The organism is Pseudomonas brassicacearum (assembly GCF_003732265.1).
Lineage (GTDB): Bacteria > Pseudomonadota > Gammaproteobacteria > Pseudomonadales > Pseudomonadaceae > Aquipseudomonas > Aquipseudomonas brassicacearum_D.
Window position 1 is genome coordinate 112,150 of the sequence record NZ_MOBK01000001.1, and the last position, 25,351, is coordinate 137,500.

Annotated in this window: 19 protein-coding genes; 11 read left to right on the forward strand and 8 right to left on the reverse strand. The window is 60.0% G+C overall.

The window, feature by feature from the left end; translation table 11 throughout:
* Positions 1-68: 68 nt before the first annotated feature.
* Entirely contained in the window at positions 69-1,916 is a 1,848-nt protein-coding gene (locus BK660_RS00475) for a polyurethane esterase (protein WP_123431584.1), read from the forward strand.
* A 105-nt stretch (positions 1,917-2,021) separates the two neighbouring features.
* On the opposite strand, the gene BK660_RS00480 is transcribed toward BK660_RS00475, so the two are convergent.
* A complete protein-coding gene (locus tag BK660_RS00480) occupies positions 2,022-2,246 on the reverse strand; it encodes a YgdI/YgdR family lipoprotein (protein ID WP_123431585.1) in 225 nt (74 codons plus the stop codon).
* A gap of 171 nt (positions 2,247-2,417) precedes the next feature.
* Between BK660_RS00480 and BK660_RS00485 the strand changes: the two genes are divergently transcribed.
* From BK660_RS00485 to BK660_RS00495, 3 genes are all read left to right on the forward strand, one after another.
* Positions 2,418-4,085 carry a VRR-NUC domain-containing protein gene (locus tag BK660_RS00485; protein WP_123431586.1) on the forward strand — a complete coding sequence of 556 codons (1,668 nt, stop codon included), beginning with the start codon at positions 2,418-2,420 and terminating at the stop codon, positions 4,083-4,085.
* Positions 4,082-6,361, forward strand: coding sequence for an ATP-dependent DNA helicase (locus BK660_RS00490; protein WP_123432509.1), 2,280 nt, complete (start codon positions 4,082-4,084; stop codon positions 6,359-6,361). The genes BK660_RS00485 and BK660_RS00490 overlap by 4 nt, the downstream gene beginning before the upstream one ends.
* A 128-nt stretch (positions 6,362-6,489) precedes the next feature.
* Positions 6,490-7,389, forward strand: coding sequence for a zeta toxin family protein (locus BK660_RS00495; RefSeq protein ID WP_123431587.1), 900 nt, complete (start codon positions 6,490-6,492; stop codon positions 7,387-7,389).
* Here BK660_RS00495 and BK660_RS00500 read toward each other — a convergent pair.
* Entirely contained in the window at positions 7,370-8,122 is a 753-nt protein-coding gene (locus BK660_RS00500; RefSeq protein ID WP_123431588.1) for a DJ-1/PfpI family protein, read from the reverse strand. The two genes, BK660_RS00495 and BK660_RS00500, sit on opposite strands and share 20 nt — an antisense overlap.
* A gap of 147 nt (positions 8,123-8,269) precedes the next feature.
* Between BK660_RS00500 and BK660_RS00505 the strand changes: the two genes are divergently transcribed.
* Positions 8,270-10,192: a hybrid sensor histidine kinase/response regulator gene (locus tag BK660_RS00505; RefSeq protein WP_123431589.1), complete on the forward strand. Its 1,923-nt coding sequence runs from the start codon at positions 8,270-8,272 to the stop codon at positions 10,190-10,192.
* A 144-nt stretch (positions 10,193-10,336) separates the two neighbouring features.
* Here the strand turns inward: BK660_RS00505 and BK660_RS00510 are convergent, their stop codons facing one another.
* The 6 genes from BK660_RS00510 to BK660_RS00535 all read right to left on the reverse strand — a co-directional run bounded on the left by BK660_RS00510 (position 10,337) and on the right by BK660_RS00535 (position 16,067).
* Positions 10,337-10,813: a hemerythrin domain-containing protein gene (locus BK660_RS00510; protein ID WP_123431590.1), complete on the reverse strand. Its 477-nt coding sequence runs from the start codon at positions 10,811-10,813 to the stop codon at positions 10,337-10,339.
* A 274-nt stretch (positions 10,814-11,087) separates the two neighbouring features.
* Positions 11,088-11,384 (reverse strand): hypothetical protein, encoded by a 297-nt coding sequence (locus BK660_RS00515; RefSeq protein ID WP_123431591.1) that lies wholly within the window; start codon positions 11,382-11,384, stop codon positions 11,088-11,090.
* A 189-nt stretch (positions 11,385-11,573) separates the two neighbouring features.
* Positions 11,574-12,917 (reverse strand): cation:proton antiporter, encoded by a 1,344-nt coding sequence (locus BK660_RS00520; protein ID WP_123431592.1) that lies wholly within the window; start codon positions 12,915-12,917, stop codon positions 11,574-11,576.
* A 45-nt stretch (positions 12,918-12,962) separates the two neighbouring features.
* Positions 12,963-13,574 carry a Yip1 family protein gene (locus tag BK660_RS00525; RefSeq protein WP_123431593.1) on the reverse strand — a complete coding sequence of 204 codons (612 nt, stop codon included), beginning with the start codon at positions 13,572-13,574 and terminating at the stop codon, positions 12,963-12,965.
* Positions 13,575-13,827: 253 nt separating this feature from the next.
* A complete protein-coding gene (locus tag BK660_RS00530; protein ID WP_123431594.1) occupies positions 13,828-14,685 on the reverse strand; it encodes an SDR family oxidoreductase in 858 nt (285 codons plus the stop codon).
* Between the two features lie 227 nt (positions 14,686-14,912).
* Complete coding sequence (locus BK660_RS00535; RefSeq protein ID WP_123431595.1) at positions 14,913-16,067, reverse strand: MalY/PatB family protein; 1,155 nt, start codon at positions 16,065-16,067, stop codon at positions 14,913-14,915.
* 310 nt (positions 16,068-16,377) lie between these two features.
* Here BK660_RS00535 and fdnG point away from each other — a divergent pair, with 310 nt between their 5' ends.
* From fdnG to selB, 6 genes are read left to right on the forward strand one after another with little or no spacing between them, the layout of a single operon-like run.
* On the forward strand, positions 16,378-19,443 hold the full coding sequence (gene fdnG / locus BK660_RS00545; RefSeq protein ID WP_148057412.1) for a formate dehydrogenase-N subunit alpha: 3,066 nt from the start codon (positions 16,378-16,380) through the stop codon (positions 19,441-19,443).
* On the forward strand, positions 19,444-20,382 hold the full coding sequence (gene fdxH, locus BK660_RS00550) for a formate dehydrogenase subunit beta (protein ID WP_123431598.1): 939 nt from the start codon (positions 19,444-19,446) through the stop codon (positions 20,380-20,382). It abuts the gene before it with no gap.
* Positions 20,379-21,032: a formate dehydrogenase subunit gamma gene (locus BK660_RS00555; protein WP_123431599.1), complete on the forward strand. Its 654-nt coding sequence runs from the start codon at positions 20,379-20,381 to the stop codon at positions 21,030-21,032. Before fdxH ends, BK660_RS00555 begins: the two co-directional genes overlap by 4 nt.
* 4 nt (positions 21,033-21,036) lie before the next feature.
* The gene (gene fdhE, locus BK660_RS00560) at positions 21,037-21,963 is read left to right on the forward strand and encodes a formate dehydrogenase accessory protein FdhE (protein WP_123431600.1); all 927 of its coding nucleotides are present in this window, start codon (positions 21,037-21,039) and stop codon (positions 21,961-21,963) included.
* A gap of 53 nt (positions 21,964-22,016) precedes the next feature.
* Positions 22,017-23,447, forward strand: coding sequence for an L-seryl-tRNA(Sec) selenium transferase (selA, locus tag BK660_RS00565; protein ID WP_123431601.1), 1,431 nt, complete (start codon positions 22,017-22,019; stop codon positions 23,445-23,447).
* The gene (gene selB / locus BK660_RS00570; RefSeq protein ID WP_123431602.1) at positions 23,444-25,351 is read left to right on the forward strand and encodes a selenocysteine-specific translation elongation factor; all 1,908 of its coding nucleotides are present in this window, start codon (positions 23,444-23,446) and stop codon (positions 25,349-25,351) included. The genes selA and selB overlap by 4 nt, the downstream gene beginning before the upstream one ends.

Consider the following 25,351-nt stretch of genomic DNA (forward strand, 5'->3'; position numbering starts at 1 on the left):
GCTTCGTGAGTGAGGTGTCCTGGTTGTGAGCCATCTCTGACAATTCCAACAAAAGAGAGGCAATACCAATGGGTGTGTACGACTACAAAAACCTCGGCACAGCGGATTCCAAGGCGTTGTTTACCGACGCCATGGCGATCACGCTGTATTCCTATCACAACCTCGACAACGGCTTTGCCACCGGCTATCAGCACAACGGTTTTGGCCTGGGCTTGCCTGCGACACTGGTCACCGCGCTGCTCGGTGGCACCGATTCCCAAGGCGTCATTCCCGGCATCCCCTGGAACCCCGATTCGGAAAAAGCCGCACTGGATGCCGTGCAAAAGGCTGGCTGGACACCCATCACCGCCTCGCAACTGGGCTATGACGGCAAGGTCGATGCGCACGGAACCTTCTTCGGCGAGAAGGCCGGCTACACCACGGCGCAAGTCGAGATCCTCGGCAAGTACGACGCCCAGGGACACCTGACCGAAATCGGCATCGCCTTTCGCGGCACCAGCGGCCCACGGGAAACCCTGATCGGCGACTCGATTGGCGACGTGATCAACGATCTGCTGGCGGCGTTGGGTCCCAAGGATTATGCAAAAAACTACGTCGGCGAAGCCTTCGGCAACCTGCTCGGCGACGTAGTGGCGTTTGCCCAGGCCAATGGCTTGTCGGGTAAAAACATCCTGATCAGCGGCCATAGCCTCGGCGGGTTGGCGGTCAACAGCCTGGCAGACTTGAGCACGGACAAATGGGGCGGGTTCTTCAAGGACTCCAACTACATCGCCTACGCGTCGCCCACCCAAAGCGCCACCGACAAAGTGCTTAACGTCGGCTATGAAAACGATCCGGTGTTTCGTGCGCTCGACGGTTCATCGTTAAACCTGTCGTCGGTGGGCGTGCACGATGCGCCCAAAGAATCGGCCACCGATAACATCGTCAGCTTCAACGATCACTACGCGTCGACGGCGTGGAATGTGCTGCCGTATTCCATCCTCAACATTCCGACCTGGATCTCGCATCTGCCCACGGCGTATGGCGATGGTATGAACCGGGTGATCGAATCGACGTTCTACGACCTCACCAGCAAGGACTCGACGATCATTGTGGCCAACCTGTCCGACCCGGCACGGGCCAACACCTGGGTGCAGGACCTTAACCGCAACGCAGAAACCCACAAGGGCAGCACCTTCATCATCGGCAGCGACGCCAACGACCTGATTCAGGGCGGCAAAGGCAACGACTACCTGGAGGGCCGCGACGGTAACGACACGTTCCGTGATGGCGGCGGTTACAACATCCTGTTGGGTGGCCAGGGCAACAATGTGCTGGAGTTGCAGCAGTCGGTGAAAGCCGTCGAGTTTGCCAATGACGGCGCTGGCACGCTGTACCTTCGCGACGCCAATGGTGGCATCAGCATTACCCGAGACATCGGCAGCATTGTCAGCAAGGAACCGGGATTTCTCTGGGGGCTGTTCAAGGATGACGTGACGCACAGCGTGACGGCGAATGGGCTGGCGGTCGGTAACAATCTGACCGCTTATGCCTCATCGGTGAAGGGCGGTGCCGGGGCGGATACGCTCAAGGCGCAGGCGACGGGCGACTGGTTGTTTGGCCTGGACGGTAATGACCACTTGATGGGCGGCAAGGGCAACGATGTATTTGTCGGCGGGGCAGGGAATGACGTGATGGAGTCGGGCGGCGGGGTCGATACGTTCCTGTTCAGCGGTTCGTTTGGTCAGGACCGGGTGGTGGGTTATCAGGCGCACGACAAACTGGTGTTTCTCGGGGTTCAGGGGGTGGTGGCCAATGATGATGTTCGGGCGCATGCCGCTACGGTGGGGCATGACACGGTGCTGACGTTTGGCGGGGATTCGGTGACGTTGGTGGGGGTTGGGCTGGATAGCTTGTCTGGGGTTGTGATTGCCTGAGGGTTTTGGGGCGCCGGTAAGGGCCCCTTCGCGAGCAGGGATTTTGTGAACGCCAGAGATCCAGTGTGGGAGCGAGCCTGCTCGCGAAGAACGAGAACGCGGTCCTCAGTCTTCCTCGCGAACCGTGGCCACATCCTTGGCATTAACCTTAACTTTCGCCCCGGAAATATCCTCGAACTCGTAGAACCCATCCTTGGTCTTGGTTTTCGGCATGTCCTTGGTCAAATACTGGGTGCCGTTCTGCAGGGTTACCACCGTTGGCGTCGAGCAACCGGCCAGCACCAACAACGCCGCTGCGGCCAGCGGCAAACCCAGGGATTTGATGTTCATGTCCACCTCTCAAAATGTTGAAAAAAACCTCTATGCCGGTTGGTGCCATCGATTGGCAGAAAGTTCGATGCCCGCACGAAAATGACCGAATAACGCCGCCGCTTATCTTTTTCCGTTTGCACCGCACGGCGGGTAGCTGTTATCTGTACGCATAACCAGTACTCGCTTGCCATGGCGCTTTTCCTTGTGACCGCAAATCCCCTCGACGACCCGTTCTATTACCTCAACAACTTCATGCAAGTGCTTGACTGGCTTGAACATCGTTATGCCGATGTATTAAGTGTAGAAGAACAAGCGTTCATCCGTGATTTCACCCGGCTGCCCAAGGAGTCCCGGGCGCTGCTGGTCAGGATGGTGATGCGCAAGGGCGTGCATTTCAGGGCCGGCAAACTGAGTTATGTCGAAATCGGTGACGTCGTCAGCGCGGCCGAACCGTTGCTGGCGGCAGGCTGGGTCTCTGATGTGTCGCCGTTGCACATCGAGGAACTGTTCGACGTGCTGCTCAAGGCCGAGATTGTTCACTGCCTCGGCGCTGCGATTGATCAGCCCAAAGGCAAGAAAAGCGACTGGCTGCCGCTGCTGAGCGAACAGTTTCCCGAGCCACAAAGCTTTGCCCAATGGTGCCCGGCATTGAATGACCGGCTGTTCACCCTGACCATCATGGACCTGTGTGACCGGTTTCGACTGATGTTCTTCGGCAATCTCTATCAGGACTGGTCCGAGTTCGTGCTGGCCGACCTCGGCATCTTTACCTATGAAAAAGTTGAATTCAGCGCCGAATCCCGGGGCTTGCGCAGCCGTGAGGACGTGGACGCCTGCCTGTTCCTGCATCAATGCCAGCAGCATTTCGAAGCAGGCGAGCCGGTGGCAACCATCGTCGAGCAGGTCAACGGGCTGATACTCGGCAATCCGTGGTTGCAGCGCCGTCGTGGCAAGTTGCTGTTCCAGATCGGCCAGCACTGCGAGCGAATCGCCGATTTCTCCAGTGCGCTGACGATTTACCGCGATTGCGCCTATCCCGGCGCACGGGCGCGGCTGATTCGTGTGCTGGAACGTTGCGGTGAGTTTCAGCTCGCCCTGGACCTGGCGAACCATGCGCTGCAATTGCCGGAAAGTGCCACCGAACATCAGCATTTACTGCGTGTGCTGCCCAGACTGCGGCGCAAACTCGGTGGTCCGGCACTCAAGCGAGCAGCCCCACGTCTCATGCAGCGCCTGGATCTGCAGTTGCCCAGAATCGATCTGGCGCTGTCGGTGGAATATTACGTACAGGCGCATCTGGAGGAAGAGCAGGCACCGGTGCATTACGTCGAGAACAGCCTGATCAATTCGCTGTTCGGGTTGTTGTGCTGGCCGGCCATTTTCGCGCCGCTGCCGGGGGCGTTCTTTCACCCGTTCCAGCGTGGGCCGGTCGATCTGTTGAATGAAGACTTTTGCGCGCGCCGTGCCGAGTTGTTCGAGGCGTGCCTGGCTGAACTCGATGACGGTCGTTACCGGCAGACCATTCGTGAGCGTTATGCCGCCAAGTGGGGCGTGCAGTCACCGTTCGTGTTTTGGGGCGTCTTGAACGACACATTGCTGGATCAGGCGCTCGATTGCCTGCCGGCGGCACACCTCAAGCACTGGTTCAGCCGTCTGCTGCTGGACATCAAGGCCAACCGCGCCGGCATGCCCGACCTGATCCAGTTCTGGCCGCAGCAGAAAACCTACCGCATGATCGAAGTCAAAGGCCCGGGCGACCGCCTGCAAGACAACCAATTGCGTTGGCTGGAGTTCTGTCATGAGCATCAGATGCCCATCGCCGTCTGCTACGTACAATGGGCGGAGCAGAGCGCTTGAGCTACAGCATTGCGGTACGGGCGCTGTGTGAGTTCACCGCCAAGGTCGGCGACCTGGACCTGCGTTTCACCCCGTCACCGACGGCTCTGGAAGGCATCGTCGGACACCGCACGGTCGCGTCCCGGCGCAGCGACGGTTATCAAAGTGAAGTGCCCCTGGAAGGCGAGTACAAAACCTTGCGGGTCAAGGGCAGGGCGGATGGTTATGACCCAGGGCAAAACTGCCTGGAAGAGGTCAAAACCTATCGCGGCGACCTGAGCAAACAACCCCCCAACCACCGACAGTTGCACTGGGCGCAGGCGAAGATCTATGGCTGGCTGATGTGCCGCAAGCTGGACCTGGCGCAGATCAACCTGGCGCTGGTGTATTTCGACATCGTCAGCGAAAAGGAAACCTGTCTGGTCGAGGCGTTCAGCGCGGCGCAATTGCAGGAGTTCTTCGAACAACATTGCGCGCTGTTTCTGCACTGGGCCGAACAGGAAATGGCCCATCGCGACGCACGCAATCAGGCGGCGCAGCACTTGGCGTTTCCCCATGTGGGCTTTCGTCCGGGGCAGCGTCATCTCGCCGAATCGGTGTTCAAAGCCGTCAGTACCGGGCGCTGTCTGATGGCGCAGGCACCGACCGGCATTGGTAAAACCGTGGGCACGCTGTTCCCGATGCTCAAGACTCTGGCACCGCAGAAACTCGACAAGGTGTTCTTTCTCACCGCCAAGACGCCGGGGCGAAAACTCGCGCTGGATGCGGCGCAGGTGATCCTGCAAAGCACCGGTGCACCGCCGCTTCGGGTGTTGGAGATGATCGCCCGCGACAAAGCCTGCGAGCACCCGGACAAAGCCTGCCACGGTGAATCCTGCCCGTTGGCGCGGGGGTTCTATGATCGTTTGCCCGCTGCTCGCCAAGCCGCCAGTCAACTGAGCCTGTTGAATCAGGCGGCCTTGCGCGAGGTGGCGCTGGCCCATGAGATTTGCCCGTATTACCTGAGCCAGGAAATGGCCCGTTGGGCCGATGTGGTGGTCGCGGACTACAACTATTACTTCGATTTCAGTGCGCTGCTGTTCGGGCTTGCCCAAGCCAACAATTGGACCGTCGCGGTGCTGGTCGACGAGGCCCACAACCTGGTGGAACGCGGCCGGCAGATGTACAGCGCCAGTCTCGATCAGTCGACCCTCAACGGTGTACGCAAAACCGCGCCTGAAGCACTGAAAAAATCGTTGCAGCGGGTCAATCGGGAATGGAATGCCCTGCATAACCAGCAATCCGGTGTGTATCAGGCATACGACAAGGCACCGGAAAAGCTGCTCCAGGCTTTGTTTTCGTGCAGCGCGAGCATCGGTGACTACCTCAACGATCACCCGCAGGGGCTGGACAGCACGCTGCAAAATTTCTACTTCGAGATGCTGCAATTCTGTCGGGTGGCCGAACTCTTCGATGAACAGTTCCTGTTCGACATCAGTAAACGCGACCTCGACCGTCAGCGCCCGCTGTCGCAGCTGTGCTTGCGTAACGTGGTGCCGGCCGGTTTCATCCGCCCACGCCTGACCGCTGCGCGCAGCACCGTGCTGTTCTCGGCGACGCTCAGTCCGAAGCATTATTACGCCGACTTGCTGGGCACCCCGGCGAACACGGTATGGATCGACGTAGAATCACCGTTTCATGCCGACCAGTTGCAGGTGCACATCGTCAGCCAGATTTCGACACGCTTCGTTCACCGGCAGGCGTCGCTTGAGCCGATTGTCGAACTCATCGCCCGGCAGTTCGACCAGCGCCCCGGCAACTACCTGGCGTTCTTCAGCAGCTTCGATTACTTGCAGCAAGTCTTGCAGTTGCTGGCCGAGCGTCATCCCCACATCACTTTGTGGTCGCAGTCCCGCGGAATGGGCGAAGCGCAACGCCAGGACTTTCTCGACCAGTTCACCACGCACAGCCAGGGCGTCGGCTTTGCGGTGCTGGGTGGCGCATTTGGTGAGGGCATCGATTTGCCGGGCGCACGGTTGATCGGTGCGTTCATCGCCACACTGGGTCTGGCGCAACTCAACCCGGTCAACGAACAGATTAAACACCGCATGGCCGCCATTTTCGGTGCCGGTTATGACTACACCTACCTGTTTCCCGGTGTGCAGAAAGTGGTGCAGGCGGCTGGACGGGTGATCCGCACCCAGCAGGATCAAGGGGTGGTAATGCTCATTGATGACCGGTTTGGCGAGAGCAAGGTTAAACAGCTGTTCCCACGCTGGTGGTCAGTTGAGCCGACGCATTTTCGCGCTATCGAGTAGGAACATTCCTTTTGAAAAACAGCGACATATCTTGAAAGACACGCCGATTTGAACAAACACCGAATCAGCGCTTTATTCAAAGGGCAGGCAATCACTTCCAAGCGAATCTTTGATAAGGAAATCAAGGTATGTCAGTAACGCCGCAATACACTTACACCCCGGAGCAGGTCACTGCCGCCTTCAATGAAATCAAAGCGACGTTGTTCCGCGGCATCACCGCCCAGGCAACTCCCAAAGTCCTGATCGTTGCCGGGCTGCAAGGCTCAGGAAAAACCTATCTGCTGGAAAAAACCCTCCTGCCTTCCAAGCGCTATGAACAATATGTTCGCCTTTACTTGCCCGAGTACCGACAAAAACACCCTCAATACGCCGAGATGATCAAGCGTGGCGTCCTGCATGCGTATAAGCACACGGAAGCCTTTGTCCGGGAAGTCTGCACCAAGATCTTTACCGAAGCCTTCACCCTCAAATACAACATCATCATGGAATGTGCATTCGACAGCCTCGATTTCGCTGGCTTTCCACCCTTGGCCACCGCCGCCTGTTATCAGTTCGAGACACATATCGTTGGATGCAATCAGGCGTTCGCTCACGTGTCGAGCATCAAAAGAGCCTTGAGCAGCCTGGAAAAAAAGGAACTGGAAAGGTTCGTCACGCTCGCGTCGCTCGACGCCAGCATGAGTAATGCACAGGCGATCATCCTGGCTGTTGAAACCGCTTCCAAAGCGGTCAGCGGCTCACAGATCACGGTGTATGAACGCGGCCTCGGCGGGTTGAAAGAGCGGGTGTCGCGCTTCCAGAAGACTTATACCAAAGACGCGACCGAAGTCACCCTTCCAACGGCACCGACCGCGTGCAACACCTATGCAGACATCATCAATAACGACGTCTACACCAAGAGGGAGCGTGACGAGATGCTGAAGGAATGCCACCTGGCATTACTCAAAACCCAGGCACACGCCACACTGGTGCCTGATTTCGTTTACAACAACCTGCATGCCTACATCGTCAAATACGTGCACCGATAAGTCGTACCCATTCGGCGGCAAAGCGATGACAGTCTCCCGGCCAGCGAGCGGTCAATAACTGGCCATCGCTGACGACAAAACCTCGTTGTGGCTGGTCCACCGAATCACGTACGGCGAGAAAGGGGCCCCGCAGGAAATCTGCGGGGCTGGACAAGGCCGCGGTGACTTCCGCCTCGACCGTCTGCGGGTAGGTTCGGTAATAACGTCCAAGCCAGGGTGCGGTCATTGCCCAGGCAGGCAGTTCCATGGTGTTGGCCACCAGCGCGGTGACCTTGCGACCCCGCAATACGGAAAACCCGGTATCGGGATTGAGGGTGCGGGCCAGCAATAAAACACCGTGGCACACCGCAGCCACCGGTTTGTCTGCGTTAAAAAAGTACAGGGCGATCCGCTGTGCCTGGGCAGATTCCAGCAAGGTGCGCATGCCCTTGGCATGGCCGCCTGGAATCAACAATCCATCGAACTCGGACGGGTCGACAGCGTCATAGGACAGCGGTTTACGAAATGAGGCGTCTTCGGTCATTTGCCTGTAGCTGGCAAGGTCGGGCTTGCGAGTCATCAGCAACGGGTTGAGCGGACCAAAGCCAATGTCCACCAGACGCGAATCGGCGTAGGCAGGCAAACCCTGTGGTGTGGCAAAACACACTTTGATCCCGGCGCTGCGCAGCGCTTGCCAGGGCACGCTGCTCTCGGTCGGGTCGTAGTCGCAGGTCGGCAATAACATCAGGATCATGGGCGCGCCTTTTATCGGCCGGAAACGGCAGTGGGCGTCGAGCATAGGTGGTCTGCTGCCTGGACTCCACTGAACAAACGAGTTGCAGCTTTCCAAACCCACGGTTTGCCGCATACTCCATAAAAATGATAGTCGCGGGTGTGATTGATGAGTGATGTGCCGTCCAAAACCAATTCCATCGAGGAGATGCGCTTTCGCCTGCTGATTGATGCTGTGGTGGACTACGCGATCTACATGATCGATCCCGACGGCATCATCACCAGCTGGAACTCCGGCGCCCGGCGTTTCAAAGGCTACGAGGAGGCGGAGATTCTCGGCCAGCACTTCTCGCGGTTCTATACCGATGAAGATCGACGTGCCGGTTTGCCCCAGCGCGCACTGGACACGGCCATTAATGAAGGCCGTTTTGAAGGTGAAGGCTGGCGGGTGCGCAAGGACGGTACGCATTTCTGGTCGCACGTGGTGATCGACCCGATTCTTGACCCGACCGGCAAGCTGCTGGGGTTCGCCAAGATCACTCGGGATCTCACCGACCGTAAAATGGCCGAGGAAACCCTCAAGCAAAGCGAGCAACAGTTCCGTTTGCTGGTGCAAAGCGTCACGGACTACGCCATCTACATGCTGAACCCGGATGGACGCCTGACCAACTGGAATCAGGGTGCCCAGCGCATCAAGGGTTACCGGCCCGAAGAAGTCATCGGCAAACACTTCTCGATTTTCTATACCGCTGAAGACCGCGAAGCCGGTGAACCGCAACGGGCATTGGAAACGGCCACACGAGAAGGACGATTCGAAAACAAAGCCTGGCGCGTGCGCAAGGACGGTACACGGTTTTACGCTCACGTCGTGGTGGACCCAATCTGGGGCGAGACCGGCACGCTGTTGGGGTTTGCCAAGATTACCCGCGATATCACTGAGGCGACCCTGGCCCAGCAGGACCTTGAGCGAACCCGCGAGGCGTTGTTCCAGGCGCAGAAAATGCAGGCTATCGGCCAACTCAGCGGCGGGATCGCCCACGATTTCAACAATCTCTTGACGGTGATCCTGGGCAACCTCGAAATCGTGCGCAAACGCGTTGCGGATGATCCGAAAGTCATGCGCCTGATCGACAACGCTACCCAGGGAGCTTTGCGCGGTGTTTCCCTGACCCAACGCATGCTGGCGTTTGCCAGACGTCAGGAACTCAAGTACGAATCCGTTGACATCCCCGGGTTGATTGAGGGAATCAGCGGCCTGTTGCGCAGTTCCCTTGGGCCAGCGGTACAACTCGAGACCCGCTTTTCGCCAGGACTGGTCCCGGTCATGGCGGACAATAACCAGCTCGAACTGGCCGTGCTCAACCTTGCCACCAACGCTCGCGATGCCATGCCCCATGGCGGCAAAATCGTGATCAGTGCCCAGACGGAAGAGGTGCACGATCATTCGGCATTATCTTTGGCACCGGGCCAATATGTTTGCATGAGCATCGCCGATACGGGCGAGGGCATGGATGCAGGCACCCTGGCATCAGCGATGGATCCGTTCTTTACCACCAAAGGCATCGGCAAAGGCACTGGCCTGGGTTTGTCGATGGTTCATGGCTTTATCGAACAACTGGGCGGGCGATTCGTCCTCAAGAGCAAGGCGGGCAGTGGCACCCGGGCCGAACTGTGGATTCCCGCCGCCACGACGGCTTCAGTCGACACCAAGGTTGCCGACGACGAGGCAGTGACTCCCGAATACAGGCTGTGCGTCCTGGTCGTGGACGATGACAGCCTGGTGCTGACCAGCACCGGCCTGTTACTTGAAGACCTCGGCCATCGGGTGATCAGTTCGACTTCCGGTGCGCAGGCGCTTGAGCTGTTTGGGAGTACGCCGGACATTGATCTGGTCATCACCGACATGGCCATGCCGCAGATGAATGGCGCACAACTGGCACACGCCATCCGGACCATGAGACCGCAGGTGCCGATCGTCCTGGCAACCGGTTATGCCGAGCGCCTGGAAGGCTTTGCGCTCGAACTGCCGCGGTTGTCCAAACCGTTTACTCAGCTCAACCTGGTTGAAATTATTGCCCAAGCCATGAAATGACAAGGGCTAACGTGTGGCGAGGGAGCTTGCTCCCGCTGGACTGCGCAGCAGTCCCCTTCTTATTGGGGTGGAAAGGGGCCGCTTCGCGACCCAGCGGGAGCAAGCTCCCTCGCCACAGATACAGCGTCGAGTTTAAGTGATTGTTCAAGCAGCGAGATTGCCGTCACTCAATTCTTTTTTGTACTGAGCTTTGAGCATTTCCATCTGCGCGCCCAATTCTTCCAGCGTCGCTTTACCCAGCAGTTTTTTCGCCTGCGGGAACATTTCGGTTTCTTCCTCTTCGATATGGTGCTCCAGCAGCTCCTTGACCACTTTGACTCGGCCGGCAAACTCCGGGGTGGAAGGGTCGGTGACCTTCAAGTCCGGCAGTACCAGTGAGTCCACGGTGCGATGCTCTTCCTTGGCTTCGTAATACATCACGTCCTGCTCCTTGCCACCGGCCTTTTTATAAGCCGGGTACAGGACTTCTTCCTCAAGTCGCGTATGAATGCTGATTTCCATTTCCAGCTTGGCCAGCAACTCTGTACGTTTTTTAATGCCGCGTTCAGTGGATTCGCTCAATTGGCTCAGGATGCCTTTTACACGTTCATGGTCAGCTTTCAACAGATCGATGGCGTTCATGGTCAAGTCTCTCAAGTCGTCACGGGGATGAGCGCAAACGGTCTCATGGCCGAAAGTCGCTTGAGGGTATAGAGCAGGAGTCGTGCCGACTTTCGAATCGAATCAACCTTGATATAAATCAATCAGTTAATCCAACCAGTGGGCAACTTCACCCGTGCAGGCTGCATGAGTCCGGCATTTGCCTCATGCAGTTCGCATTGCCAGGCGAACAACCCATCAAAGGCACCCTTTCGCAGACAAAAAAAAGCCCGGCAATTGCCGGGCTTCTTTACGCTCAAGCTCGATGTTCAAGCTGCTGGCGCAGATGATGAGAGTTACTGACCGACAGTGGAATCGGCGGGAAATCCTCGTTGAGCAAGCGCAGATGCTCAATCGCTTCCTGAAACTTCAGATCAGCTTTGCGGCGCAATGCGCGATAGCGATCAAACAGCTCCACATCCAGATCGCCGCCATCGAGCATTTCGAACGCACATCGGCTCAGGTCTTGAGCCTCTTCGAACATCTGACGGTTACGCTCCAGAGCAAATGCCCGGCAGGCTTTGATTTCATCAGGGGAGGAACATTCGATCATGACCGGCACCTTTTTCTTTTCCAGGGTTCCTTTGAATAGGCGTCGTTGCCACAGTGGAACCGAACCTGTCGGATCCCGCGCGACACAAACACAGCGGGACTAAAGGTGTGACCGCCGAGAGAAAAAGGGATTTCAATTTTTTGCAGGCGAAAATTCGATTAATCCACTGAATGAAATACAGAGAAAAAATCAAATAACCTGTTTTTTCAGCCGTTCGTAACGGGCGAGGGTCGGCTGGGTCGTGATCCCGTGAATCAGGATACTCAAGGCAACCACCGACAAGGTCAGGTCGGTACACAGCGACGCGACCGACTGCCCGAGCCCGTGGTTCAACGCATAAAACAGGTAATAAAGGCTGCCGATGCCGCGAATACCGAACCAGCCAATCAATGCGCGCTGACGCCAGTCAAGCAAACGGCCCCACGGCATGGCGGCCACACTCAACGGCCGGATCAAGCAGAACAGCACGCCGCCGATGGGAATGGCGCGCCAATCCCAATGGGCAATCAGCACCACCCCCAGCAGCGTGACCAGAAACACTTCCATGGCCCGCTCCACGAGGCCACCGAAGGCGAGCATGTCACTCATCATGATGCCCGCCGCCACCTGGCCATCCTCAAGATGGTCGGTGTTGCCACGCATCGCGTGTTGCGGTTCGACATTCTGGTGACCCACCACGGGCTGGACCAGGTGTTCGGCAGGCTCTTGCGATTCGCCCGTGGTGCTGACTTCGGCCTGACGCAAGCCAAGGCCGGCGGCGAACACCGAGAGAAATCCATAGGCATGAATAGCTTCGGCCCCGACATAGGCCAGGGCGATCAAGGCGAGGGCGAGGTAATCATTCGGGGACAGCGTGCTGTCATCATTCTGGATACGCAGCGTAAGCGTCACGCGCCCGATGCCGCGTCCCATCCAGTAACCCATGAGCAAACCGGCGGGAACGGCCCAGAGCAGGCTTTTCAGCGCCCAGTGGCCCAGCCAGCCGGGATCGCCGTCGTGTTGCAACAACAGCAATCCAAGAATCACGAACGGAAAAGCAATACCGTCGTTGAGCCCGGCCTCGCCCGACAGACCGAAGCGCACTTGGTCGTCATCCCGCGCGTCGTTGACCTGTACGAGGGCAGCCAGCACTGGGTCGGTCGGTGCCAGAATCGAGCCGATCAGAACCGAGGCACCCCACGACACGCCGAAGCCATAGTGCAACAGCAAACACACGCCGCCAATGGTCAAGACCATGACCGGCCCGGCCAGCCCGAAAGCGATTCGCCAGGTCTTGTCCTTGAGCGGCAGGCGCAATTTCAGACCGCAGACAAACAACGAAAAGAGCACCGCGACTTCCGTCAGGTGCTCCATCCAGTCAGCGGCGTCATTGGTGTTGAGCTTCAACAAACCCAGGGCGCCCGGCCCGATGACCGCGCCCAGTACCAGGCAAACCGCCGATGTGGTCACCGGCATCCAGCGCAGATACGACGACGTCAACGCCAGTGTCAACAGCACGGCACCCAGCACCGCCACCCATAGAATGAAGCTCATGTCTTAACTCGCCGGGCAGGTGGTGCGGTGCAGGAATTGATGCGATCAACCAACCGTTGCGCGCAGGTATTCAGGCGACAGCAGGTTGGTCCACACCAGAATCATTTCCACCAGAATAGTCACTAAAACCAGCAGGCCAACGCCCCACACGCTCGCGGCGTACAGCAGGCCTTGTTCCTTGCGCTCGTGCATGAAGGTCGGCAAGCCGACAAACAGCAAGAACGTCGAGTAGAGCGATGCGGCGCCGAGTACGAGAATCGCCAGCCAGCGATTCGGGTACAGCCCGGCGAAGCCTGCGATAAAGAACGGCGTCACGGTGTACGCGGCAAACCCGATGCATTGGTTGAGGGTAGGGCGTGCGTCAAAGGTGCGCGACATCCAGCGAATGAACCCGCCCATCACCGCGACGCCGGCGACAATCGTCACGTACAGCAGCACGCAAAGCTGCAGGGCACTGGCGCTGCTGAGCTTGACCGTTTCGTTCTCGGCCAGGCTCCAGCCGACGTACGTGGTCCCGATAAACAGGCACACGGCGGGGATCAAGGCGAGTAACAGCAAATGAGCGAGGTAGTGGCGCGGGTGCGCTTCTTCTTCGCGACGGATATCGGTCCACGCGAAGTTCGGTTGGGTGAAGAGCTTCACGATAGGTGCAGACATGACGACCTCCTCAGCGGCCCGAAATGGGGGGCTTAATCTATTGAGGGCGGATAGTTGCCGGCGGTTCATTTTTTCGGTTGACCCCGCCCCCTGTAGCAGCTGCCGAAGGCTGCGTCCGGCTGCGAAGCAGTCGTGAAATCAGGCACTGCGGTATATCAGGACAACCGCGTGTACTGGGTTTGCGACTGCTGCGCAGCCGGACGCAGCCTTCGGCAGCTGCTACAGGGGCCGGTTTCGACAGCTGCTACAGGGTTCAAAGGATTGGCTTGCCGCCCGTGATGCCATAGCGTTGGCCAGTGATGTAACTGGCCTCGTCCGACGCCAGCAACACATAAATCGGCGCCACTTCCACCGGTTGCCCTGGCCGCCCCAGGGGCGTCTCTGAACCAAAATTCTGCACTTCGTCATCGGGCATGGTCGAGACAATCAGCGGCGTCCAGATCGGACCCGGTGCCACGCTGTTCACCCGGATGTTTTTCGGCCCAAGCATCTGCGCCAGTCCGCCGGTGAAATTGGCAATCGCGCCTTTGGTGGTGGCGTAGGCGAGGAGGGTTGGCTTGGGCAGGTCCGAGTTCACCGAACTGGTGTTGATGATCGAACTGCCGGCCTTCATGTGCTTCAGCGCCGCCTTGCAGATCCTGAACATGGCGGTGATGTTCACATCGAAGGTCATCACCCATTCTTCATCCGTGATGTCCTCGATGCTGTCGTGGCTCATCTGAAACGCAGCGTTGTTGACCAGAATATCGATGCGCCCGAACCGCTCGACCGTCTTGTCGACCAAGGCCTGGCACTGGGATTTGTGCGCGATATCGCCGGGCAGCAGCAGGGTTTGGCGACCCGCTTCTTCTACCCAACGGGCGGTTTCCTGCGCGTCTTCGTGTTCATTCAGGTAGGCAATGGCGACATCCGCGCCTTCACGGGCGAAGGCAATGGCTACCGCGCGACCGATGCCGCTGTCGGCCCCCGTGATCAAGGCGATCTTGCCCTGTAACCGGCCCGAGCCTTTATAGGACTGCTCGCCACAGTCCGGGACCGGCTGCATTTTGCGCTGGGAACCGGGGACGGCTTGGGCTTGTTTGGGGAAGGGTGGTTTTGGATAGTCAGTCATCTTCAATCTCCGGGTTCAAGGCAACGGGTCAAAGGGTTGACCCTGGGGTTTTGTCTTGAGTTCGGTTGGATTTCAGCTGCCGATAATCCAAATTTCCCACAAATCCCAATGTGGGAGCGGGCTTGCTCGCGAATGCGGTATATCAGTCAACATCACTGGTGACAGGAAAACCGCATTCGCGAGCAAGCCCGCTCCCACAGGGGATTTGTGTTGTTACTGAGAGAGGATCAGGCCTTGCGATTGCGCAAGCTGCGCTCCATCCGCGCAATACCCTCTTCGAGCAATGCCCGTGGGCAGCCGAAGTTCAGGCGTACGAACTGCCCGGCGTCATCGCCGAAGTCCAGGCCCGGGCTCAAACCGACTTTGGCTTGCTCGAGGAAGAACTGCTGCGGGTTGTCCAGGCCCAGCGCCGAGCAATCGAGCCACGCCAGGTAGGTGCTTTGCGGCACGTTCATGCTGACGCCCGGCAGGCGGGTGCGAACGGCGTCGACGAGGTAATCGCGGTTGCTTTGCAGGTACGCGCTCAGCTCCGCCAGCCATGGCCCGGCCTCGCTGTAGGCGACGCGAGTGGCTTCCAGGCCCAGCGGGTTGACGCTGTCGACCATGCCGCAACGGGCGTGGTTGACCTTCTCGCGCAGGGCGCGGTCCTGAATGATCATGAACGAGGTTTTCAGGCCGGCGATGTTGTAGGCCTTGCTCGCCGACATCAGCGTGATCGTGCGCCGGGCGATGTCCGCACTCAGGGTTGCCATCGGCACATGCTTGCGCCCGTCGAAGCACAGCTCGGCGTGGATTTCGTCCGAGATGATCCAGGCACCCTGTTCCAGGCAGATGTCGGCAATCGCTTGCAGTTCTTCGCGCGGGAAGGCTTTGCCCAGCGGGTTGTGCGGGTTGCTCAGCAGCAATGCGCCGCCACCTTGCAGCGACTGGCTGAGGGTGGCGAGCGGCGTGGTGTAGGTGCCGTCGGCCTGCGCATCGAAATTCAGCTCGACCTTGTTCAGGCCCCAATGACCCGGGGCATGACGCAGCGGCGGATAGTTGGGCACTTGCACCACGACGTTCTGTGGCGGCTGGACCAGCGCTTTGAGGGCCATGTTGAAACCCGATTCAACCCCCGGCAGGAAGATCAGCTCTTGCGGCTCGACGCGCCAGGCATATTTGTTCCAGAGGTCGGCGACGATGGCATCGCGCAGGTCATCCGGGGCCACGCTGTAGCCGACCATCGGGTGTTCCAGGCGTTTTTGCAGGGCCCGGATGATCATCGGCGGCGCGGCAAAATCCATGTCGGCCACCCACATCGGCAGCACGTCGACCGGGTAGCGGCTCCATTTGGTGCTACCGGTGTTATGGCGGTCGAACACCTGATCAAAATCGAAAGTCATGCGCGGTCTCGTGAAAGCAGGATTGGAATGGTGACCATGATAATCGCCAAGCCCTGTGGGAGCGAGCCTGCTCGCGATGAGGCCGGTACAGTCGGCATTGATGTTGTCTGATCGACCGCTATCGCGAGCAGGCTCGCTCCCACAGGTTCGGTGGTGTGGCGGGTATCGGGTGGGTGCCCGACGGTCGGTTTTCACACCGGGCACGCCTGGGTTGTCTAGAGTTTCAAGTGTCGGCAGCCCGGCTGCCGCCACCGTGATTGATTGAAAAGTCCGGCAAAGTCCCGGATTTCCACCTGATCAGGAGTGCACGATGGACCTCAGCCGTCGTCAGTTCTTCAAGGTCGCTGGTATCGGCCTTGCAGGCTCGAGCCTGGGCGCGTTGGGCATGGCCCCCACGCTGGCCTTCGCCGAGCAGGTGCGCCACTTCAAGCTTGCCGCCACCCATGAAACCCGCAACACCTGCCCGTATTGCTCGGTCGGTTGCGGTTTGATCATGTACAGCCAGGGCGATACAGCCAAGAACGTCGCGCAAAGCATCATCCACATCGAAGGTGACGCCGACCACCCGGTCAACCGCGGCACCCTGTGCCCCAAAGGCGCGGGCCTGCTGGATTTCATTCACAGCCCCGGTCGCCTGCAATACCCGCAGGTGCGCAAGCCCGGCAGCAGCGAATGGACACGCATCTCCTGGGATGAAGCGCTGGATCGCGTCGTCGACCTGATGAAGGCCGACCGCGACGCCAACTTCATCGAGAAGAATGCGCAAGGCCAAACGGTGAACCGCTGGCTGACCACCGGTTTCCTCGCGGCATCGGCAGCGTCCAACGAAGCGGGCTACATCACCCACAAGGTCATTCGCAGTCTCGGCATGCTGGGGTTTGATAACCAGGCGCGTGTCTGACACGGCCCGACGGTGGCAAGTCTTGCCCCGACGTACGGCCGTGGTGCCATGACCAATACCTGGACCGATATCGCCAACGCGAATCTGGTGCTGGTAATGGGCGGCAACGCAGCAGAAGCGCACCCGTGCGGTTTCAAATGGGTGACGGAAGCCAAGGCGCATAACAAGGCGCGGCTGATCGTGGTCGACCCGCGATTCACCCGCACGGCCTCGGTGGCCGACTATTACGCGCCGATTCGCACCGGCACCGACATCGCCTTCATGGGCGGTCTGATCAATTACCTGCTGACCGAGGACAAGATCCAGCACGAATACGTGCGCAACTACACCGACGTGTCGTTCATCGTCAAAGCCGGTTATGGCTTTGAAGACGGGATCTTCAGCGGTTACGACGTGGCCAAGCGCAGCTACACCGACAAGTCCGGCTGGGGCTATGAACTCGGTGAGGACGGCTTCGTCAAGGTCGACCCGACCCTGCAAGACCCACACTGCGTCTATCAACTGATGAAGCAGCATTACAGCCGCTACAACATCGACCTGGCGAGCCAGATTTGTGGGATGCCGGTCGACGCCATGCAGAAGATCTGGGATGAGATTGCCACGTGCTCGGTGCCGGGCAAGACCATGACCATCCTCTATGCGCTGGGCTGGACCCAGCACTCGATCGGCTCGCAGATCATCCGCAGCGCGGCAATGGTGCAATTGCTGCTGGGCAACGTCGGCATGCCCGGCGGGGGTGTGAACGCCTTGCGCGGACACTCCAACATCCAGGGCCTGACTGACCTCGGGTTGCTGTCCAACGCGCTGCCGGGTTACCTCACCTTGCCGACCGACGCCGAACAGGACTACGCCGCCTACATCACCAAACGCACGCAAAAACCATTGCGTCCGGGGCAGTTGTCCTACTGGCAGAACTACAGCAAATTCCACGTCAGCCTGATGAAAGCCTGGTACGGCGGCAACGCCACGGCCGAGAACAATTGGGCGTACGACTACCTGCCGAAACTGGACATCCCCAACTACGACATCCTCAAAGTGTTCGACTTGATGGGCCAGGGCAAGGTCAATGGCTACATGTGCCAGGGCTTCAACCCCATCGCGGCGTTGCCCGACAAGAACCGGGTGATGGCGGCGCTGGCCAAGTTGAAATGGCTGGTGGTGATGGACCCGCTGTCCACCGAGACCTCGGAATTCTGGCGCAATGTCGGGCCGTACAACGATGTGAAAAGCGCCGACATCCAGACCGAAGTGATTCGCCTGCCCACCACTTGTTTTGCCGAAGAAGACGGCTCGCTGGTCAACAGCAGTCGCTGGCTGCAATGGCACTGGAAAGGCGCGGATGGACCGGGCGAGGCGCAAACCGACATCCGGATCATGGCTGAACTGTTCCTGCGTTTGCGTCAACGTTATGAGGCGAAAGGCGGCGCCTATCCCGATCCGATCCTCAAACTGTCGTGGCAGTACAAGATCCCCGACGAACCCTCACCGGAAGAACTGGCCAAGGAAATCAACGGCTACGCCACTGCTGACTTCACCGACGCCACGGGTGCGGCGATCAAGGGCAATGCGCAACTGGCCGCGTTCAGCCAGCTCAAGGACGACGGCAGCACCGCGTCCGGTTGCTGGATTTTCTGTGGCAGCTGGACCGAAACCGGCAACCAGATGGCCCGGCGCGACAACAGCGATCCGTATGGCATGCACCAGCACCAAGGCTGGGCCTGGGCGTGGCCGGCGAATCGGCGGATTCTCTACAACCGCGCCTCGGCCGATCCACAAGGCCAGCCATGGGACCCGAAAAAACGCCTGGTGTGGTGGAACGGCAAGGTGTGGGGCGGCACCGACGTGCCCGACTACAAGGCCGATGTGCCACCGGAAGCGGGGATGAATCCGTTCATCATGAACCCCGAAGGCGTGGCGCGGTTCTTCGCCGTCGACAAGATGAACGAAGGCCCGTTCCCCGAGCATTACGAGCCGTTCGAGACGCCGATCGGCATCAACCCGCTGCACCCGACCAATAAAAAAGCCACGAGCAACCCGGCGGCGCGGATCTTCGATTCGGTGTGGGATTCCCTCGGCGTGGCCAAGGATTACCCGTACGCGGCCACCAGTTACCGCTTGACCGAGCATTTCCACTTCTGGAGCAAGCACTGCAAGCTCAACGCGATTGCCCAACCGGAGCAGTTCGTCGAAATCGGCGAAGTGCTGGCCAAGGAAAAAGGCATCGTCGCCGGCGACCGGGTGCGGGTCAGCAGCAAGCGCGGGCACATTGAAGCGGTGGCGGTGGTGACCAAGCGGATTCGTCCGCTGCAGGTCAACAATCAAGTGGTGCACCAGATCGGTATCCCGCTGCACTGGGGGTTTACCGGGCTCACGCGTCACGGTTACCTGACCAACACCCTGGTGCCGTTCCTCGGCGATGGCAACACACAGACCCCGGAATCCAAGTCATTCCTGGTCAACGTGGAGAAAGTCTAAATGGCCAGCCAAGACATCATTGCCCGTTCGGCCACCACGACTGTCCCGCCTTCGGTGCGCAATCAGGAGGAAGTAGCCAAGCTGATCGACACCACCAAGTGCATCGGCTGCAAGGCGTGTCAGGTCGCCTGCTCAGAATGGAATGAGCTGCGCGACGACGTCGGTCACAACCTCGGCACCTACGACAACCCGCAGGACCTGAGCGCAGAAACCTGGACCCTGATGCGCTTCACCGAGCATGAAACCGACGCCGGCAACCTCGAGTGGCTGATCCGCAAGGATGGCTGCATGCACTGCGCCGAACCCGGTTGCCTGGCGGCGTGCCCCAGCCCCGGCGCGATCATCAAGCACGCCAACGGCATTGTCGATTTCAACCAGGACCATTGCATCGGCTGCGGTTATTGCATCACCGGTTGCCCGTTCAATATTCCGCGGATCTCGCAAAAGGATCACAAGGCGTACAAATGCACCTTGTGTTCGGACCGGGTTGAAGTCGGGCTGGAACCGGCCTGCGTGAAAACCTGCCCGACCGGCGCCATCGTCTTCGGCACCAAGGAAGACATGAAGGAACACGCGGCCGAACGGATCGTCGATCTGAAAAGCCGTGGCTTCGACAACGCCGGCCTGTACGACCCGGCCGGTGTCGGTGGCACTCACGTGATGTACGTGCTGCACCACGCCGACACGCCGCAGCTGTACGCCGGGCTGGCGAAAGACCCGGAGATCAGTCCGTTGGTGGGCTTGTGGAAAGGCGTGAGCAAACCTTTGGGGTTGTTGGCAATGGGCCTGGCGGTGCTGGCCGGGTTCTTCCACTACGTGCGCATCGGGCCGCAGGTGGTGGAAGAGGATGAGTTGCCGCCGCCGCTTAAAGATCCTGCCGTGCACGAAGTCGATCCATCGGTGCATACCTTTGATCCGCGCAGGGAGGACAGACCATGAGCCGCAAACAGATCCTGCGCTACACCGCCGGCCAGCGCACCAATCACTGGCTGGTGGCGATCCTGTTTTTCATGGCGGCACTGTCCGGACTGGCGCTGTTTCATCCGGCGCTGTTCTGGCTCAGCAACCTGTTTGGCGGCGGCCCGTGGACGCGGATCCTGCATCCCTTCATGGGCGTGTTGATGTTCGTGCTGTTCCTCGGGCTGGTGTTTCGCTTCTGGCGGGCCAACTTTTTCATCCGTAACGACGGTTTGTGGCTCAAGCGGATCGACAAGGTCATTCAAAACGAGGAGGAGGGCGTGCCACCCATTGGCAAGTACAACCCCGGACAGAAGCTGCTGTTCTGGACTTTGTTGGCCTGCATGCTCGCGCTGTTGTTGACCGGATTGGTGATCTGGCGCGCGTATTTCAGCGTTTATTTCGGCATCACCGCGATTCGCTGGGCGATGCTGTTGCATGCGTTGGCGGGGTTTGTGCTGGTGCTCAGCATCATCATCCATATCTACGCCGGGATCTGGATCAAGGGCTCGGTCGGCGCCATGGTGCATGGCTGGGTCAGCCGCGCCTGGGCGAAGAAACACCATGAACTCTGGTACCGCGAAGTGACGCGCGACGAACGTCCCGACCCGCCGATCAGTAAAAAAGGATAAGCACTTGGCGACGATTCTTGAACCTGGAGAGATTGAAGCGGCGGCGAGTTCACCGCCGTTTCTGTACTTGCCGCCGCACAACCTGTTCACCTTGCGCGCCTTACGGCTGGAGCATTTGGCCGAGGGCCATCCGCTGGCCGATTACCTGCGCCTGATCGCCGGTTTGTGTCATGTGCAGCAGCGTTTGATCGACGATCCGCCGGTCACCACCTTGCCTGATCCCGAACGCATCAAAGTCTGCCAGGCGCACGGTCTGCCACCGTTGGCCGCCGACACGCTGGTGCGCGAGGGTCATTGGTTGCCGTACCTCGACGCCTTGTTGCAGCACTACCCGCCAGCGCCGCAACCGGCGGTAGCAAAAGCCCTGGCAACGTTGCGCAGTACCGACGCCGGGCAACGCAAAGCCTGGGCGGTGGCCTTGGTCAGCGGCCAGTTCACGCTGCTGCCCGCCGCGCTGGTGCCGTTTCTCGGCGCCGCGTTGCAAGCGGCCTGGAGTCACTGGCTGCTGAGCACACCAGACCTTTCGCTGAAACCCGGCGACAGCCTCAATCAATGCCCGGCCTGCGGTTCGCCGGCGATGGCCGGGGTGATTCGCCATCGCGGCAAACATAACGGTTTGCGTTATCTGGTGTGCTCGCTGTGTGCCTGCGAATGGCACGTGGTGCGGGTCAAGTGCGTGTACTGCGAACAGAGCAAAGGCCTGGAATACGTCAGCCTCGATGACGACCGCCACGCCGCCAATCAAGCGCCATTGCGCGCCGAAACCTGCCCCGGTTGTCGCAGTTACCTCAAGCAGCTGTACCTGGAAAACGATGCTGAAGCCGAAGCGTTGTCGGCGGATCTGGCCAGCCTGATGCTCGACATGCGCCTGGAACAGGAGGGCTACCTGCGTCCGGCGCCCAATCTGCTGCTGGCACCCGGCGGCGACTAAACACTCAGCGGCTACACTCAGGCGCGACGGTCAATCGTTTCCAGGAGCGCCTGATGCCTTCAACTTCCGCCAGTCAAACCTTGCGGCTGCCTTCCATCGACAGTCTGCTGCGCCATCCCGCGTGCCAACCGCTGGCCGAGCGTTATGGGCGTGACGCGCTGCTGGCGAACCTGCGGCAATTGCTCGATGACTTGCGTGCACCGGTCCTGACCGGGCAACTGGATGCCGTGGAAATCAGCCCGCAGGTATTGGCGGGACGGGCGGGTGAGCGTCTGGCCCGACATCACCAAAGCCATGTGCGCCGGGTGTTCAACCTGACCGGCACGGTGCTGCACACCAACCTTGGACGGGCGTTGCTCCCCGACGTCGCCATCGAAGCGGTGCAAATGGCCGCGCGTTATCCGCTCAATCTTGAATTTGATTTAAGCAGCGGCAAGCGTGGCGACCGTGATGACTTGATCGAAGGCCTGATCCGCGAACTCACCGGCGCCGAAGCGGTGACCGTGGTCAACAACAATGCGGCGGCGGTGCTGCTAACGCTCAATAGCCTCGGCGCGCGCAAGGAAGGGATCATTTCCCGAGGCGAGCTGATTGAAATCGGCGGCGCCTTCCGCATTCCCGACATCATGGCGCGTGCCGGGGTTCGGCTGCATGAAGTCGGCACCACCAACCGCACCCATGCCCGAGATTACGAAGCGGCCATCGGCCCGCGCAGCGGTCTGGTGATGCGCGTGCATGCGAGCAACTACAGCATCGAAGGTTTCACCGCACGGGTGCCGACCGCCGAGCTGGCGCAGTTGGCGCACAAGCATGGCTTGCCGCTGCTGGAAGACCTCGGCAGCGGCAGTCTGCTGGACCTGACCCGCTGGGGCCTGCCCGCCGAACCGACCGTGCGCCAGGCGCTGCTCGATGGTGCGGACATCGTCACCTTCAGTGGCGACAAATTGTTGGGTGGGCCGCAGGCGGGGTTGATAGTCGGGCGCAAAGACCTGATCGCGAAGATCAAGAAGAACCCGCTGAAACGTGCACTGCGGGTCGACAAACTGACTCTCGCCGCGCTCGAAGCGGTGCTGGGGTTGTACCGTGATCCGGATCGTCTGGCCGAACGTCTGCCGAGCCTGCGTCTGCTGACTCGCCCGCAAGCCGACATCCTCGCCCAGGCCGAACGGCTGCAACCTTCGCTGGCCAACGTTCTGGGTGATGGCTGGAACGTCAGTGCGCTGCCGGCGCTGGGCATGATCGGCAGCGGCAGCCAACCGGTGGCGCGCTTGCCGAGCGCCGCGTTGTGCCTGCGGCCTAATGTGTCCAAACGTCTGCGTGGCCGGCAATTGCTGGGGCTGGAGGCTGCGTTTCGTCAGTTGTCCATTCCGGTGCTGGGCCGTATCGATGACGACGCGCTGTGGCTGGACTTGCGCCAACTCGACGACGAAGTGGCATGGCTGGAACAACTTGATCAGTTGGCCGTCGAGGGGCGGGCAGGGTGATCGTCGGCACCGCAGGGCACATCGACCACGGCAAGACCGCGCTGTTGCAGGCGTTGACCGGGCAGGCCGGCGACCGGCGTCGGGAAGAGCGTGAACGTGGCATGACCATCGACCTCGGTTACCTGTATGCCGTGCTGGAGCCGGGCGCCGAGCTGACCGGATTCATCGACGTGCCCGGCCACGAGCGTTTCACCCACAACATGCTGGCCGGGGCGCAGGGCATTGATCTGGTGTTGCTGGTGGTCGCGGCGGACGACGGCGTCATGCCGCAGACCCGCGAACACCTGGCGATTGTTGAACTGCTGGGCATTCCCCGGGCGCTGGTGGCGATCACCAAGTGCGACCGGGTCGAGCCGGCCAGGGTGCAAGCGGTCCATGAACAAATGACCACGCTACTGGCACCCGGACCCTATGCCGATGCGCCGCAAATCGCGCTGTCGAGTGTGACCGGCGAGGGTGTCGAGACACTGCGCCAGGCATTGCTCGACGCACAGCGTGAGGTGCATCAGCGCAGTACCGACGGCGGTTTTCGCCTGGCGATTGATCGTGCTTTCAGCGTCGCCGGCGCCGGTATCGTGGTGACGGGTACGGCGCTGTCCGGGCAAGTGGCGGTGGGCGACACACTGGTGTTGAGCCCATTGGGCAAACCCGTGCGTGTGCGCGGTTTGCACGCGCAAAATCAGGCGGCGGACACGGCGTTTGCCGGCCAACGCGTCGCCTTGAACCTGAGTGCCGAGCGCCTGGCGCTGGAGCACATCCACCGTGGTCAATGGCTGCTGGCCGAGTGGCTATCTGCGCCGACTCAGCGGCTGGACATCGACCTGCGGTTGTTGGCCAGCGAAGCCAAAGCCTTCGAACATTTTCAACCGGTGCATGTACACCTCGGCACTCAGGACGTGACGGGGCGGGTGGCGTTGCTGGAAGGTACGAGCGTGGCACCGGGCGGGCGGATGTTTGCGCAGATCCTGCTGAATGCCCCGGTGCAGGCGGTGAGGGACGATCCGTTGATCCTGCGGGATCAGAGTGCGCAGCGCACCCTCGGCGGCGGTCGGGTGCTCGATCCGTTTGCCCCGACCCGACACCGTCGCAGCCCCGAACGACTGGCGCAGCTTCAGGTGCTCGCCACCCGCCATTCACTGGAACAACTGCTGCCGGCCTTGTTGGCCAACAGCGACAGCGGCCTCGATCCACGGCAACTGGAGCGTCAGTTCAACCGTTCGCGCGCGACCTGGGTTTTGCCTGATGACGTGCGTTTGATCGAGACCCGCCAAGGTCCGCTGCTGTTCAGCTCGACACGTTGGGAAGCCCTCAAAGCCCCCTTGCTGGAACACCTCGCACGCTTTCACGAACTCGAACCGGATCAAATGGGCCCGGACCGTGATCGATTGCGCCGCTTCACCGCCACCACGCTGGAGCGCCCGACCTTCCTCCGTCTGATCGACGACTTATTGGCCAGCGGCGCCATTGCCGCCAGCGGGCCGTGGCTGCATTTAACCAGTCATCAGGTGCGCTTGAGCGCAGAGGACGAAGCCTTGTGGCAGCGCTTGCAACCGCTGTTTGAACAGGCCGGTTTCGATCCGCCGTGGGTGCGCCAACTGGGGCATGACGAGGCAACCGTGCGCCTGCTGTTGCGCAAAATGGCGCGGCTGGGGTTGCTGCATCAAGTGGTTCGCGACCTGTTCTACACCGACGCGATGATCCGTCGATTGGCGGCTATGCTGTTGCAACTGGCCGGGCACGACCCGGTGATACAGGTCGCGGCGTTTCGCGATGCGGTCGGCCTGGGCCGCAAGCGCAGCATTCAGATTCTGGAGTACTTTGACCGCATCGGCCTGACGCGACGCATGGGCGACAAACGCCAGATCCGTCTCGACAGTGCCTTGGTCCAGACAGACGACCACTGA

Coding starts and splice junctions, on each gene's coding strand:
- BK660_RS00475 (WP_123431584.1), top strand. CDS start 69: ATGGGTGTGTACGACTACAAAAACCTCGGCACAGCGGATTCCAAGGCG.
- BK660_RS00480 (WP_123431585.1), bottom strand. CDS start 2,246: ATGAACATCAAATCCCTGGGTTTGCCGCTGGCCGCAGCGGCGTTGTTG.
- BK660_RS00485 (WP_123431586.1), top strand. CDS start 2,418: ATGGCGCTTTTCCTTGTGACCGCAAATCCCCTCGACGACCCGTTCTAT.
- BK660_RS00495 (WP_123431587.1), top strand. CDS start 6,490: ATGTCAGTAACGCCGCAATACACTTACACCCCGGAGCAGGTCACTGCC.
- BK660_RS00500 (WP_123431588.1), bottom strand. CDS start 8,122: ATGATCCTGATGTTATTGCCGACCTGCGACTACGACCCGACCGAGAGC.
- BK660_RS00505 (WP_123431589.1), top strand. CDS start 8,270: ATGAGTGATGTGCCGTCCAAAACCAATTCCATCGAGGAGATGCGCTTT.
- BK660_RS00510 (WP_123431590.1), bottom strand. CDS start 10,813: ATGAACGCCATCGATCTGTTGAAAGCTGACCATGAACGTGTAAAAGGC.
- BK660_RS00515 (WP_123431591.1), bottom strand. CDS start 11,384: ATGATCGAATGTTCCTCCCCTGATGAAATCAAAGCCTGCCGGGCATTT.
- BK660_RS00520 (WP_123431592.1), bottom strand. CDS start 12,917: ATGAGCTTCATTCTATGGGTGGCGGTGCTGGGTGCCGTGCTGTTGACA.
- BK660_RS00525 (WP_123431593.1), bottom strand. CDS start 13,574: ATGTCTGCACCTATCGTGAAGCTCTTCACCCAACCGAACTTCGCGTGG.
- BK660_RS00530 (WP_123431594.1), bottom strand. CDS start 14,685: ATGACTGACTATCCAAAACCACCCTTCCCCAAACAAGCCCAAGCCGTC.
- BK660_RS00535 (WP_123431595.1), bottom strand. CDS start 16,067: ATGACTTTCGATTTTGATCAGGTGTTCGACCGCCATAACACCGGTAGC.
- fdxH (WP_123431598.1), top strand. CDS start 19,444: ATGGCCAGCCAAGACATCATTGCCCGTTCGGCCACCACGACTGTCCCG.
- BK660_RS00555 (WP_123431599.1), top strand. CDS start 20,379: ATGAGCCGCAAACAGATCCTGCGCTACACCGCCGGCCAGCGCACCAAT.
- selA (WP_123431601.1), top strand. CDS start 22,017: ATGCCTTCAACTTCCGCCAGTCAAACCTTGCGGCTGCCTTCCATCGAC.